Genomic DNA, 13476 nt, shown 5'->3' with positions numbered 1-13476 from the left:
GCCTCGCTCGGCGGGCGTCGAAAACGTAGGAGTATACGGGCAAATACTGGATGGATGCACACTATTGAAAGTGAGTTTGCAGCCATACATGAAGACTGCGCGGCAAACGGTCGCCATATACCCTCTCAATCGATGGGACTGGTAGAATCGCCGCCGGTTCACATGAGGTTTTTCCATGCAAGATCCCCACAGCGAACGCATGAGTAGCGGCGAGACACGCGCAGCAAGCGGTCTGGCCCTGGTGTTCGCCTTCCGTATGCTGGGCATGTTTATGGTGTTGCCGGTGCTGGCGACCTATGGCATGGACCTGGCGGGCGCGACCCCGGCCCTCATCGGGTTGGCGATTGGCGCTTATGGCCTGACCCAGGCGATCTTCCAGATCCCGTTCGGGATCATTTCCGACCGAATCGGCCGACGTCCGGTCATCTACCTGGGGCTGATCGTCTTCGCCCTCGGCAGTGTGCTGGCGGCCAATGCCGATTCGATCTGGGGCGTGATCGCCGGACGAATCCTGCAAGGCGCCGGGGCCATTTCCGCGGCCGTCATGGCGCTGTTGTCAGACTTGACCCGCGAACAACATCGGACCAAGGCCATGGCCATGATCGGCATGACCATCGGCCTGTCGTTCGCCGTGGCCATGGTGGTCGGTCCCTTGCTGACCCGTGCCTTTGGCCTGTCGGGCCTGTTCCTGGCGACCGGGGCCATGGCGCTGGTAGGGATCCTGATCGTCGCGTTCATGGTGCCGCGTGCCACCGGGCCGTTGCAGCACCGTGAGTCCGGGGTGGCGCGCCAGGCGTTGATCCCGACGCTCAAGCACCCGGACCTGTTGCGCCTGGACCTGGGTATTTTTGTGCTCCACGCCATGCTGATGTCCAGCTTCGTAGCCCTGCCGCTGGCCCTGGTCGAGAAGGCCGGCCTGCCCAAGGAGCAGCACTGGTGGGTCTACCTGACCGCGCTGCTGATTTCGTTCTTCGCCATGATTCCCTTCATCATCTATGGCGAGAAACGACGCAAAATGAAACGAGTTTTGCTCGGCGCCGTCGTGACGCTGATGCTCACTGAGCTATTCTTCTGGCAGTTCGGCGATAGCCTGCGGGCCCTGGTGATTGGCACCGTGGTGTTCTTCACCGCGTTCAATCTGCTGGAGGCTTCGCTGCCTTCGCTGATCAGCAAGGTTTCCCCGGCGGGCGGCAAGGGTACGGCGATGGGGGTCTACTCCACGAGCCAGTTCCTCGGCTCGGCACTGGGCGGGATCCTCGGTGGCTGGCTGTTCCAGCATGGCGGTTTGTCGGTTGTGTTCCTGGGATGTGCCGCGCTGGCTGCACTTTGGCTGGCCTTTGCTGTTACCATGCGCGAACCTCCCTATGTGACGAGCCTGCGCTTGCCCTTATCGCCCGAGGCGATTCGTGAGGCTGGCCTGACCGAGCGTCTGAAGGCCGTCGTTGGAGTAACCGATGCAGTGGTGGTCGCCGACGAGGCGGCCGTGTATATCAAACTCGACACCGAATTATTGGATCGCGCGACGCTCGAGCGCCTGGTGAACAACCCGGCCCCGACCACGTGCGAAGCCTAGGAGAACGTTATGGCCCGTGGGGTTAACAAAGTCATATTGGTCGGTACTTGCGGCCAGGATCCTGAAGTTCGCTACCTGCCCAACGGCAACGCCGTGACCAACCTGAGTCTGGCGACCAGCGAACAGTGGACCGACAAGCAGACCGGCCAGAAGGTCGAGAAGACCGAGTGGCACCGCGTGTCGATGTTTGGCAAGGTGGCCGAGATCGCCGGCGAATACCTGCGCAAGGGGTCGCAGGTGTACATCGAAGGCAAGCTGCAGACCCGCGAGTGGGAAAAAGACGGCATCAAGCGCTACACCACCGAAATCGTGGTCGACATGCAAGGCACCATGCAACTGCTGGGTGGCCGTCCACAGGGCGACCAGCAACAAGGTGGCAACAACTACCAGCAGTCGGCTCCGCGTCAGCAGGCGCCTCGTCCGCAGTCCGCTCCACAGCCACAACGCGAACGCCCGGCCCCACAACAGGCCGCGCCGCAACCGGCTCCGGATTTCGACAGCTTTGATGACGATATTCCGTTCTGATTCCTACTTGGGAATTGCCCAGGTAGTTCCTGAAAAGCCCCAAGCGTTCTGCGCTTGGGGCTTTTTATTGGGCATTTGGCACAGGCAGGTATGTTCGTGGTTTGAGAAATGGGCAACTTCGGCCGCTCACAAATCCAAGACCACGACTTCATGCATCCTCTCGCCAACTGATTGCCTCAACCACGCGGCATGGAACGCCATGTCCTGCACCGGTACATGCACCCAAAATCGACGTTCGATCGGCTTGCCATTGTCCCCGGCGAAGCACACCTCAAAGTGACAGCCATTGGCGAAAGCATTCGCCATGTAGGGCCTGATGGAGTGGATGGCGCTGTATGGCACACATACTTCGCTGGCTTCTCGGGCCGGGCGCCGTTGGGTGAAGGTGAGGCATTGCTGGTCTTCGTCAAAACAGAAGCCGAGCACTTCAGGCCCGGCGGCGAGCCAGCGAATGACGCCCATGGCCACCAATGCGCTGACGAACATGAGCGTCAAGACCAGAGGGTCTTCAAGCACTTTTGTATGAATGCTCGGCAGGCCTCGTCCGTCGTAGAACAGGTTGATCGATAACACCGCCAACCCGTAGAGCGGCAAGGCAAGCAATAACGCCACGGTGTACAACATGGTACCCAGGTATCCCGTCCTGGGGATTTCGCTTGGGTAATCCCAGGTGGGGGGATGCGGTGGTGCCGATGCGACGGTGTCGGTCGGGCCCGGGGAGCAGACCAGGCGCGACGGGGGAGTGCGTTTCATGCGGCTGGCTCTTGGGGGGACGCTACCTGGCCATTCTTATCGTTATTGCTCAAATATGCCTAGTAAAAATCACCATGGCCCCAGGGCGCGTAAGCCCCGGGGGCTGTTTTGTCCCATGCCCACGCCTTTCAAGGACGATAATTGGCTGGCAACTCATGCCGCGTCGGCGTCTTCTCTTCGTGATAGTGCGGTTTGCCCTGGGGGGAGTTCATCAAGGTTGAATTGGCCAGGATCGTCTCCGTCAGCAAACAGTCCTCACCGTCCCCGAACCAGCAGGCCAATGCCGAGTTTCGATTGCCATGCATGTCCACGACGGCCGGCCAGTTTTCGACGCCAAGGGCGTCACTGGGAGCAATGTCAGGGTAATGCTTGGGCGGCAGGACCAGCGCATCGCCGGGCTTGACCCATAGGTCGGCCAAATGAATCTCCCTCGACGCGGGCCGCCAGCGGGCGACGCTGATCACCAGCGGCAAGCGCCCGTATCGGGAAAAAAACGCGTGGGGAAAGTTGTGGTATTCAAGGTCGGTCGGGTTGTAGGTCAGCAGTTCGCGCTGGCGCGCCGGGCCCAGGTAGGGCGATTGGTGGCCGGCCCATTTGCCATAGGTGTATTGGCCCAGGATCAGTTGGTCGTACTCGAAGTGCAGGCATTCGCCGTTGCCGAGCAGGGTCATGCCGAAGGCTTGCGCCGTTTCCCGGGTTGCCCAGATCGGTTCGTAGTGCACTTCGCTGGCGTGGAAATCGAACGTCTTGATCCAGTAGGAACCGGTGCTCGTGGGAACCTCACGGTCCCTCCAACTGATGCCGGAGTAGCGAGTGCCCAGGGACAGGGCCGGGTTCTCGGGGTTGAGCGGGATCAGGTTGCCACGCACCTGGGCACTCGGCTGTGCCAACCCATGATCGTTGAACAGATAGGGGAAGCGACGGGGATCGAGCGCTGTTTCCACGCCGTCGCCGATAAAGGGGACACAGTTGAAGACTTGCATCGGATAGGGACCACGCACGCAAGAGGGCTAGAGGAAGGGCGTTCTGTCGCCCAATACCAGTCAATCAAATCATGAATCTGTGGGAGCGAGCTTGCTCGCGATGGCGGCGGCACATTCAACATTGAAGCACGCTGAACCACCGCTATCGCGAGCAAGCTCGCTCCTACAGGGGGTAACTATCGGCTATCAACTATACGGACGATGCGGCTCGCGTAACCAATCCATGCCGTGAGGCTGGCGCCAAGGCCGGACGGCGGCGCGCTTTTCAACCTGGGTCAGGCACAAAGCGTCCATCCAGTAGTAGACCATCAACAGGTGAAACACCTCATCGCCGCGCCGGTCCCAAATGACATCGTCCTGTTGGCGACCCGGCTCGATGGGCTTGAGCCGGCAGTCGCCCTGGTCGTGCATGCCCTGCAAACAGGCCCCCGTCTCGTAATTGATCAACAGGACCGGGTGGTTGATTTCCGGATAAGGTTTTTCCAGCTCGGGCATGTACCAGAATTGCCCGGGGTTGTGCCTGTCGGGCGTTTGCATGGCAATACGGGTTTTGTTTTGCGAATCGACCGCCAGTGCCGGTTTGTCGCCGGTATTGTTACGCACGATGTACAAGGCGGTGCGAGGGTCTTCCTCGGTCTTATCCATTTTGACCAGCTTGACCTTGCCGAACGAGTCGTGGGCAAGACGCGCCTTGATCTTCACCGTCGGGTTGAGATCCTTGCCCGCCTGGCCAAAACCGGCAATGAGTCCATCGACACCGGGCGCCTCGACGTCATTGCCCGCCAGTACATAGGTCAGGCCGGACAACGGGTTGGGTTGCATGTGCTTGGTCAGCGTTTCCCAGCGCTTGAGTGAAACCTCACTGGCGCCATTGGACAGCAGGGCTTCACGCATGGCGTACCCCGGGTAGTAGCGTGAGTCGCGCGGCCAGCGCTCGGTGGCCAGGAGCAATTTATGCCCGCTTTTTTGTCTCAGCAGCAGGGCCAGTGCATCCCAGAACTGGTCAAACTCCGTGGCAGATGCAGTCGCTGCGGGTGGGTAGTGAAAGCTATCGCTGGTTTCCTTGCTTTTGTTGTCGACGAACACCATTCGCAAGGCCGGGCCGGTTGCCGTGCCCTTGGGGGTGGTTTGCCGTCCGGAGCGGCCGAGGACAACCACCGACTCTTGCCAAGTCCCTTCAATTTCCGCTTTGTAGCTGGTGTACCACTGGTAGGCTTGCTCCAGGGCTGAACGGGTCTCGCCTTCCTTGACGAAGCGATAGACCGGCGCGATTTTCAACTCCACCACCGTCGGATCGTCGGGCAGCGATTCACGCCATTTGCCGAACTCCGCGTTGCAATTGCTGGGGTCCACTGCGTTGAAAGCGATAGCGTGCGTGCCTCCCTGGGTGGTCAGGTTGGCGTTGCGATGGGCGATGTTTTTCTTGACCGTTTCCGAGATCGACGTCGTCGCGCTACCACTGACGAATGCGCCGTATTCGGCCTTGACCATCGCATCGAGGGTGTTGGCCTGGCTGAGGAAGTGCTTGAGGGCGGTCATCGCATAGTTCAGCGAGCCGCCGACGGTCACTTCGCTGACGATATCGACGCCAAAATCGACGAGAAAATTGAAGAACGGCGTCGGGTTGCCTGGATCGAAGGTCTTGGGCAGGTCATCGACACGCTTCTTGAACGCTTCAGTGGCATTGGCGGGGTTGACTTCGAAGGTCAGTTTCCATAACCGCACCGTGTGACTGTAGAGCGCGGCTTCGCGTTCTTCGAGCGTCTTGATGTCGCTGCCGAAGGTGGCTTTGAAGCCGGCGGAAAAGGCGCCATATTTGCCGGAGGCCTCGACACTGGTCCGGGTATGCTTTTCGTATTCGTCGCGGGAGGAAAACGTCTCGGTCGAGAAATTGTCGTTGGCCACGACCGTGGACATGGTGACGTTTTTCCCCACGTTGTAGGCCGTTTTCCGGTACGGCACGGCGCGTTTGCCTGACTCGGTATCACCAACCTTCTGGCACTCCTTGCTGTCGTCGGCCCAGTCGAGCCGGTTCAGTCCACGCCCCAGCAGTTGCGAACCGCCGATATCCCGCAATTCGTCGCCTGCGTTGCCCTTCAGTCCATCGTTCATCGCCTTTCTCTCATCGTTCAGGTTTGTGTCAACTGGGTGCCAATTGATGGGAGCGAGTATCTGGAGGCGCGGGATAACCGGACAGTCCAGAGCGGTGTCAGTCCGGTATCAGTTTGGTATCAGGCCAAATGCCATCTTTTCGTGAATCCGGAGGAGACGCTGGAGTACACTCGATCGGCTGCCGTTGTCCCAGGGTAGAGGGCTATCGACATGGACACCCGACACAACACCTTTGCTGCCCTGCCCAAGCGCGATGCCTCGATATCCGATGGTCGTGTCCTGCTGGACGGCGTGTCGTTGAAAGGCCTGCGCAAACAGCATGGCCTGAGCCAGGAAACCCTGGCCGAGGCGTGCCTGAACCGGCATTTGTGCGTCTCGATCGCTTCCATCAAACGCGCCGAAACCGGCAAGCCAGTGCTTTACCGCACCGCTCGGCACCTGGCGACGGCCTTCGGGGTCGATGTGAGCGCGCTGCTGGGCGATCCCGCCTCGGCGGCTTTGGCCCACATCCAACAGACGATGAGCGAGTTGCACCAGGCCGCCTTTGCGCAACAGGCGCTGAAACAGGTCGATGACAGCGTTATCCGCTATGTGCTTGAACTGTCCTTTCGGATCGATGGGCTGCCCGCAGCGGCGTTGACGGAGGAAATCGAGCGTCTGGTGCGTCAGTTCGGAGGCGTTCCACTGGGGATTACGCAGGAGGTGATGATCGCCCAGTTCGGCTCTCCACAAGCGTATCGCAGTGATAGCGAGCGGGGCCTGCTCTGCGCGTTGGCGCTGAGCCGGGAACACTTCGTCACGCCCGGCCATGCCTTGTTGCTGCGGCTTGTGCGCCTGAGTGCCGAAACCACGGAGCCTGCGGTCGTGCCGGCCTTGCTCGCGCAAAAGCCGCTGCTGGATCGTCATGGGCACGCGCCGGTGTATGTTGCGCAGAACCTGCTGGAACAACTCGCAGCACGGTTTGAATTTTCGTCCAGTGACGATGAGTTTCGGGCCTATCGTAAATGCCTGCGCCCGCGCAGCCTCGACGAAAACGCGCCACGCCCCTTGGTGGGACGGGCCATCGAATTATTGCAGTTCAAGGCGGTGATCGAGGCCACCCAGGAATGCCAGGATGGGCACATCGTCTATGTGCGCGGCATGGCGGGCATTGGCAAGACTCGCCTGGTCAGCGAGTTTTTCGAAATGGCCCGGCAGCGTGGTTTCGCCTGCCATCGCGGCGATGTGCTGGATTTCGGCATGGACAACAGCCTGTGGCCTTTGGGCCAACTGGTGGCCAGCCTGCTCAACCTGGGGAGCGCGTCGCCCATCAGCGCGTCACTGTTGGACGCTGCCTTGTCCCGCCTGAAAGTGGCCGCCGAACATCGAATGTTCTTGCAAGTGCTGACGGGCGTGTCGTCTGTCGAGCCTCCGATCCTGTATGGCGCGATGAGCAACCAGGCCCGTACCCAGGGGCTGTTCCAGGCTTTACTCGAAGTGTTGCTGCGCGTCGCGGTGCAACAGCCCTTGTTGATCTGCCTCGAAGACTTGCACTGGGGCGATACCGCGCTGTTTACGCTGTTGGGCAAGCTGCTCGATGCTACTGACGAAGCACCGATCGTCTGGCTGCTGACGTCCCGCCCTGAAGGTGATCCGCTGGACGGTGAGATTCGTGCGCATTCCTCCAGCCCCATGAGCCTGCTCGACATCGCGCCGATCCGGGCGCGGGAGGCCACGCTCCTGGCGGAGCAATTTACCGAGGTCGAGCCGTGCTACCGGGCCGAATGTGTCGCCCGCGCCCAAGGCAATCCGCTGTACCTGACGCAACTGTTATCCAGCCAGCAAGGTGTTTTTCCCGACAGTCTGCGGCATCTGGTCCAGACCCGCTTTGACAAACTGGCCCCCGAGCAACGTCGCGCCCTGCATTACGCCGCCGTGCTGGGCAATCGCTTCGAGCTGACGCTGTGGCGCGAAGCGCTGGGGCAGCCTGGTTATCTGCCAACGACGGACATGCGCCAGGGCTTGCTGCGGGAAGTCGAGCCAGGCAGCTATCTGTTCGTTCACGACCTGGTCATGCACTGTCTCTACGACGCGATGCCCACGCTGCTTCGCGAGCAATTGCACGGTGAGGTGGCGAGCCTCTACCGCGAGCGTGATCGGGTGCTTTATGCCCAGCATTTGCTGCGAGCCAACGATCCGGCGGCGTTCGACGCGCTGTTGCTCGCCATGGCCGAAAAGCGCTTGGCCTGCCAGTACGACAGCGTTCTTGCCCTGGCCCGGCAAGGCTCGGCGTATGCCGAGCGTGCCCAGGGCAATTTTTCCTTTGCGTTGTTATGCGGCCAGGCGTGCTCGGGCCTGGGCCAGACCGTGGAGGCACGGGCGCATTTGCAGCGGGCATTGGCATTGGCCGAGCAACCACAGGATCAGATCGAGGCCGCGCTGGGGTTGGCAGCTGTCCTCAATACCCTCGATTGCCTGGACGAGGAGGAGCGCCTGATCGAGGCCATGCTGCCCATCGCCCAAGCCATGCAGGCCCATACAGCGCTGGCGCGGCTGAATCACTTGCGCGGGAACATCTATTTTCCACGGGGCGATTACGCCGAATGTCGCCGGCTCCATGAAGAGGCCCTGTCCTTTGCCCGCATCGGCCGGGACCTGCAAACCGAGGCCAAGGCCTTGAGTGGCATTGGCGACTCCTATTACGCACAAGGGCGCATGCAGACCGCCTACGAGGTTTTCGATCAATGCGTACGCCTGTGCGAGCGCAATGGCTGGGCACACGTGGAGGCGGGCAATCGCAGCGCCCGTGGCTCGGCGCAGCTCTACCTGGGCCAGCCGGAGCAAGCCTTGCGCGATGCCATGGAGGCCATCGAATGCAGCACCCGCCTGGGCAATCATCGGGCACAGGTGTTCTCGCGACTCACTGCGGCCTGGGTGCTGGTGGCGGGCGGCCAGGATGCCTTGGCGGAACAAGAGCTGACCTGCGCTTTGGCGCTGGCGCGCAACCTTGGTGCCAGCCGTTTCGAAGCGATCCTGCTGGAAGGGTTGGCGCGGGTGGTGTTGCGCCAGGGCGAACGCGGGCTGGCGCAGACTTTGATCATGGAGGCGGCGAGCCTGGTGGAACGCTTCGAGCTGCAGCGTTACATCGGGCCCTGGGTCTACGGCAGCCTGGCGATGATCAGCGAGGATGTGCAGCTCAGCCAACAGGCCTTGGCGACGGGCGAAGCCCAACTCACCCTGGCCTGCCTGGCCCATAATGCCTTGCGCTTTCGGGTGGCCGCTGCTGAAACCTGCCTGTTGGCGGGCAATACCGAACAAGCGATCTGGCATGGGCAACAGATGGCGGCGTTGCCCGAGTCGGCGTCGTGCGCCTGGATCAACCATCACGTGCGGTTGATCGATGTGGCGGGGCAGTGGCTGCGCAGCGCCGATCGAGCCAGCGGCGAGAAGTTGAAAGGGGTGGCGCGCGAAGCGCAGCAGATGGGATTCGTGGCGACGATGCCGAGGTTGTTGCAGGTACTGGATGTTTGATCGTTTCCCTGCACACCGTAGAGACTCGAGACAAAAACCGCACTTCATCGAAGCGCGGTTTTTTTTGCGATTTCTTAGAGGGGCCGTGTGTTTAGCCATTGGCCGCCAGGAATTGCTCGGTGCTCACCACACTCGCGTAGGCAAACCCCAGCGCGGCCATGAACGCCGCATGCACCTGGGCCGCAGGCACGACGACGCCGTTGAACTCCAGGTCGAGGGTGGCGCAGGCGTCATGGATCACGGTGACGCCGTAGCCCAGGTCCGCCGCCGCCCGAACCACGCCATCGACGCACATGTGGCTCATGCTGCCGACCACCACCAGTTGCTCGATGCCCTGATGATCGAGGATGGCTTGCAGTTCGGTTTCGCGAAACGAATTGACGAAATGCTTGAGCACCACCGGCTCGTCGGCGCGGTTGAGCACCTTGGGGTGCAACTGTGCCCCTTCGGAGCCAGGGGTGAAGAATGGCGCGTCGTCGGAGGTGAATTCGTGGCGGATGTGCACCACGCTGTCACCGGTCTGGCGAAAGGCTTCAATCAGGCGGGCGGCGTTATCGGCGGCGGCTTGGGCACCGACCAACGGCCATTTGCCCTGGGGGAAGTAGTCATTCTGGATATCGACTACGATGAGCGCTTGCTTGGACATGGGGGCTTCCTCGATCAGATTGGGTGTGAGGCCAGTATTGGCTTTTGTCGCCGCTTCGAGGATTGGCCGCAACGACAATAAGCGAGGGAAAACTGACAATGACGCAGCAAAGGGCAGTTGCCGAACTTGGGGTGCTCATCTACCCCGGCGCCCAACTGGCGGCGGTGCATGGCTTGACCGATCTGTTCGGTGTGGCCCAGCGGATCGCGGCCGAGCACGCCAGCGTGCAGTTGCCGCGGCTGCGGGTCAGTCATTGGCAGGCCGGCAGCGACGAGGCGCCGCGGCGGGTCTTCGACAGCGAAACCGGCCCGGCGGGTCCGTTGGTGGCGTTGCTGATTCCGCCCTCCATCGCTGGTTTCGACGACGACCTGGCATCGCCAACGCTGATGGATTGGCTGCGGGCGCAGCATGCGGGCGGCACCGTGCTGGGCGGGGTGTGCGTCGGCTCGATCCTGCTGGCCGAAAGCGGCCTGCTCGATGGGCGCAGCGCCACCACCCACTGGACCTCGGCCAAGTCCTTCGCCGCCCGTTACCCGAAGATCAAGCTCAACGCCGACAAACCCATCGTCGACGACGGCGACCTGATCACCACCGCCGGATTGATGGCCTGGTCGGAGCTGGGGCTGCGCCTGGTGGACCGCCTGCTCGGGCCCAGCATCGCCACACGTACGGCGCAGTTCCTGGTGATCGAGCACAGCGACAGTGCGAGCCAGTGCGGCAGCAACTTTGCGCCTATCCTCGGCCATGGCGACGGGGCGATTCTCAAGGTCCAGCATTGGCTGCAAAGCAGCGGCGCGGTAGAGGTTTCCCTCGGGGCGATGGCCGAACGGGCCGGGCTGGAGGAACGTACCTTCCTGCGCAGGTTCCGCGCCGCCACCGGGCTCAAGCCCACCGAATACTGCCAGCACCTTCGAGTCGGCAAGGCCCGGGAAATGCTCGAGTTCACCAATGGCACCATCGACCACATTGCCTGGACCGTCGGTTACCAGGACCCGAGTGCCTTTCGCACGACATTCAAGAAAATCACCGGGTTGGCGCCGAGTGATTATCGGGCGAGGTTTGGGGTGAACCCGCTGGGTTCTCCCAAACAGCAGTGACTCCTTTGTGGCGAGGGGATTTATCCCCGCTATGTGGGAGCAAGGCTTGCCCGCGAACAGGCGCCTCAATTTCTGAAAGACCGCAGCGCCTGCATCGCGGGCAAGCCTTGCTCCCACATAAATTCCCTTACCACAGGGGGTGACGTCTGCTGCTGGGCATCGTGCAATTTGCGGGATGCCGACCGTATGTCGTGCAGAATGAAACGGGCCAAGTGCTATCAACTGCGCACGATACGCCCGCTTGGCTGACCCGCCGCTGTCCATGCCCCCGTTGGCCTGATCTCTGCACCCTCCCTTATCTACAGCCATCGAGCGCAGGAAAAAGGGCAACGCATGACATCAGTCAATCGCAACAAACGGGTCGTGGCCTATTCGGTCAATCCACAAGCGCCGCGCCATGAGGTCGAGACCAATCGTGCGCTGGCCCAGTGGCTGGCACAGATCCTGGGGTGGGAGTATGGCGACAGTCATGACCCCCATGGCGGTCATGATCCATACCTATTGCCCACGCAAACTCTGATCGGGCCCGAGGCCTTGATGCGCCTGGCGGTCAAGGGGCCGGAGGATGTGTGGGGTGGATATGTCGAGCACGATTTTATCTGCACCAAGGCGATTACCCATGGTCTGTTGAATAAGGACGCCGTGGCACCCAAAGGCTGGTCGCCTCTGTTTGCCAAGCTCACCCGAGGCGCGGTGCTCGATGGCGTGACGGTTTTTTCGCTCAAGGATGCGCGCCCGGCCGCTGAGCACTTGCTGTACACCGGGCCCATCCGCCTCAAGCCGATCCATGCTTGTGCCGGACGTGGCCAACGGCTGATCAAGAGCCTGGCCCAGTTCGATGAAATAGCCGCCGCGCCGGACGCCCAGGCGCTGTTTCGCGAAGGGGTGGTGCTGGAACAGCACCTCAACGAGATCAAGACCCAGAGCGTCGGCCAGAGCTTCATCAACGGCAAGGTCCTGAGCTATTGCGGCGTGCAGCACCTGACCCACGACAGCGAAGGGTTGGAGGTGTACGGCGGGTCGGATTTGCTAGTGGTGCAGGGCGGCTATATCGAGTTGCTCAGGCTCGAACTGCCCGACGATGTGCGCGAGGCGGTGCGCCTGGCGCAAGTGTTCGATGACGCCGCCAACCAGGCCTATCCGAGTTTTTTTGCGTCGCGGCGCAATTACGACATCGCCCAGGGCCTGGATGCTGCCGGCCAGCCTCGTGGCGGTGTGTTGGAGCAGTCGTGGCGCATGGGCGGCGCCAGCAGCGCCGAACTGGCGGCGTTGCAGGTGTTCGTCGAAACGCCTGAAACCAGCGCGGTGCGAGTGTCCTCGGTGGAAACCTACCTCGACCAAGCGCTGCCGACCGGCGCCAGGGAGGTCTATCGCGGCGCGGCGCACAACAGCGACTTCCTTCTCAAATATGTAACGGTTCAATCCTATGACGGCTAGAAGTGAAACCATTCAGATCGAGATCGACGATGAACGCATGAACGGGACGTTCCTGAGCCCCAAGTCGAAAGTCCCTGGCGTGTTATTCGTGCACGGTTGGGGCGGCAGCCAGGAGCGGGACCTGGAACGGGCCAAAGGCATCGCCGGCCTCGGTTGCGTGTGCCTGACCTTCGACCTGCGCGGGCACACCGGCGGGGCGGGGATCCCATTGTCACGGGTCACCCGCGAGGACAACCTGCGGGATCTGCTGGCGGCATACGACCGCTTGCTCGCCCACCCAGCCTTGGATACCTCGGCGATTGCCGTGGTGGGCACCAGTTATGGCGGTTACCTGGCCTCGATCCTGACCTCGCTGCGCCCGGTGCGCTGGCTGGCCCTGCGGGTGCCGGCGCTGTACCGCGACGAGCAATGGCACACGCCCAAGCGCGACCTGGACAAGAGCGACCTGCTCGATTACCGCAGCACCCTGGTACACGCCAGCACCAATCGTGCCTTGCAGGCGTGTTCGCAGTTCACCGGCGATGTGTTGCTGGTGGAATCGGAGACCGACGACCATGTGCCCCATGCCACGATCATGAGCTACCGGGCGGCGTGCCAGCAGACCCATTCGCTGACCCACCGCATCATCGACGGCGCCGACCATGCGCTGAGCGACCCTGTGTCACAACAGGCCTACACCTCGATCCTGGTGGGCTGGATCACGGAAATGGTGGTGGGAGAGCGGTTGAGCATTATCCAGGAACGGTAGATGTGTGGCGTTCAAGCGGGCGTCATCGCGAGCAGGCTCGCTCCCACGTTGGATCAGCGGTGAGCACAAAATTGATGATCATCACCTATCCC

At 61.7% G+C, this 13476-nt stretch carries 10 protein-coding genes; 6 read left to right on the top strand and 4 right to left on the bottom strand.

Annotation, left to right across the window (positions count from 1 at the left end; genetic code table 11):
• The first annotated feature begins 175 nt into the window (after positions 1 to 175).
• Complete coding sequence (locus PSH86_RS27245; protein WP_109756411.1) at positions 176 to 1573, top strand: MFS transporter; 1398 nt, start codon at positions 176 to 178, stop codon at positions 1571 to 1573.
• Between the two features lie 9 nt (positions 1574 to 1582).
• Positions 1583 to 2098, top strand: coding sequence for a single-stranded DNA-binding protein (locus PSH86_RS27240; protein WP_024778338.1), 516 nt, complete (start codon positions 1583 to 1585; stop codon positions 2096 to 2098).
• 126 nt (positions 2099 to 2224) lie between these two features.
• Here the strand turns inward: PSH86_RS27240 and PSH86_RS27235 are convergent, their stop codons facing one another.
• The 3 genes from PSH86_RS27235 to PSH86_RS27225 all read right to left on the bottom strand — a co-directional run bounded on the left by PSH86_RS27235 (position 2225) and on the right by PSH86_RS27225 (position 5946).
• The gene (locus PSH86_RS27235; protein WP_176689036.1) at positions 2225 to 2851 is read right to left on the bottom strand and encodes a hypothetical protein; all 627 of its coding nucleotides are present in this window, start codon (positions 2849 to 2851) and stop codon (positions 2225 to 2227) included.
• A gap of 128 nt (positions 2852 to 2979) precedes the next feature.
• Positions 2980 to 3834, bottom strand: coding sequence for a hypothetical protein (locus PSH86_RS27230; RefSeq protein ID WP_109756413.1), 855 nt, complete (start codon positions 3832 to 3834; stop codon positions 2980 to 2982).
• A 186-nt stretch (positions 3835 to 4020) separates the two neighbouring features.
• Entirely contained in the window at positions 4021 to 5946 is a 1926-nt protein-coding gene (locus PSH86_RS27225; protein ID WP_232201593.1) for an MAC/perforin domain-containing protein, read from the bottom strand.
• A 210-nt stretch (positions 5947 to 6156) separates the two neighbouring features.
• Here PSH86_RS27225 and PSH86_RS27220 point away from each other — a divergent pair, with 210 nt between their 5' ends.
• On the top strand, positions 6157 to 9456 hold the full coding sequence (locus PSH86_RS27220) for an AAA family ATPase (protein ID WP_305486206.1): 3300 nt from the start codon (positions 6157 to 6159) through the stop codon (positions 9454 to 9456).
• A 91-nt stretch (positions 9457 to 9547) separates the two neighbouring features.
• Here the strand turns inward: PSH86_RS27220 and PSH86_RS27215 are convergent, their stop codons facing one another.
• Positions 9548 to 10102, bottom strand: a complete 555-nt coding sequence (locus PSH86_RS27215) for a cysteine hydrolase family protein (RefSeq protein WP_109756416.1) — start codon at positions 10100 to 10102, stop codon at positions 9548 to 9550.
• 98 nt (positions 10103 to 10200) lie between these two features.
• Here PSH86_RS27215 and PSH86_RS27210 point away from each other — a divergent pair, with 98 nt between their 5' ends.
• From PSH86_RS27210 to PSH86_RS27200, 3 genes are all read left to right on the top strand, one after another.
• Positions 10201 to 11199, top strand: a complete 999-nt coding sequence (locus PSH86_RS27210; protein ID WP_109756417.1) for a GlxA family transcriptional regulator — start codon at positions 10201 to 10203, stop codon at positions 11197 to 11199.
• A 333-nt stretch (positions 11200 to 11532) separates the two neighbouring features.
• Positions 11533 to 12636: a DUF3182 family protein gene (locus PSH86_RS27205; RefSeq protein ID WP_305486201.1), complete on the top strand. Its 1104-nt coding sequence runs from the start codon at positions 11533 to 11535 to the stop codon at positions 12634 to 12636.
• Positions 12626 to 13384 carry a S9 family peptidase gene (locus tag PSH86_RS27200; protein ID WP_109756419.1) on the top strand — a complete coding sequence of 253 codons (759 nt, stop codon included), beginning with the start codon at positions 12626 to 12628 and terminating at the stop codon, positions 13382 to 13384. Before PSH86_RS27205 ends, PSH86_RS27200 begins: the two co-directional genes overlap by 11 nt.
• The last annotated feature ends 92 nt before the right edge of the window (positions 13385 to 13476 follow it).

The sequence above is a fragment of the Pseudomonas sp. FP2300 genome (assembly GCF_030687595.1).
GTDB lineage: Bacteria > Pseudomonadota > Gammaproteobacteria > Pseudomonadales > Pseudomonadaceae > Aquipseudomonas > Aquipseudomonas bijieensis.
The sequence above is the reverse complement of the archived record's forward strand: the minus strand, read 5'-3'. Positions and strand labels throughout refer to the sequence as shown.

Excerpts from the sequence above, each read along its gene's own strand:
- PSH86_RS27245 (WP_109756411.1), top strand. The coding sequence starts at position 176 with ATGCAAGATCCCCACAGCGAACGCATGAGTAGCGGCGAGACACGCGCA.
- PSH86_RS27240 (WP_024778338.1), top strand. The coding sequence starts at position 1,583 with ATGGCCCGTGGGGTTAACAAAGTCATATTGGTCGGTACTTGCGGCCAG.
- PSH86_RS27235 (WP_176689036.1), bottom strand. The coding sequence starts at position 2,851 with ATGAAACGCACTCCCCCGTCGCGCCTGGTCTGCTCCCCGGGCCCGACC.
- PSH86_RS27230 (WP_109756413.1), bottom strand. The coding sequence starts at position 3,834 with ATGCAAGTCTTCAACTGTGTCCCCTTTATCGGCGACGGCGTGGAAACA.
- PSH86_RS27225 (WP_232201593.1), bottom strand. The coding sequence starts at position 5,946 with ATGAACGATGGACTGAAGGGCAACGCAGGCGACGAATTGCGGGATATC.
- PSH86_RS27220 (WP_305486206.1), top strand. The coding sequence starts at position 6,157 with ATGGACACCCGACACAACACCTTTGCTGCCCTGCCCAAGCGCGATGCC.
- PSH86_RS27215 (WP_109756416.1), bottom strand. The coding sequence starts at position 10,102 with ATGTCCAAGCAAGCGCTCATCGTAGTCGATATCCAGAATGACTACTTC.
- PSH86_RS27210 (WP_109756417.1), top strand. The coding sequence starts at position 10,201 with ATGACGCAGCAAAGGGCAGTTGCCGAACTTGGGGTGCTCATCTACCCC.
- PSH86_RS27205 (WP_305486201.1), top strand. The coding sequence starts at position 11,533 with ATGACATCAGTCAATCGCAACAAACGGGTCGTGGCCTATTCGGTCAAT.
- PSH86_RS27200 (WP_109756419.1), top strand. The coding sequence starts at position 12,626 with ATGACGGCTAGAAGTGAAACCATTCAGATCGAGATCGACGATGAACGC.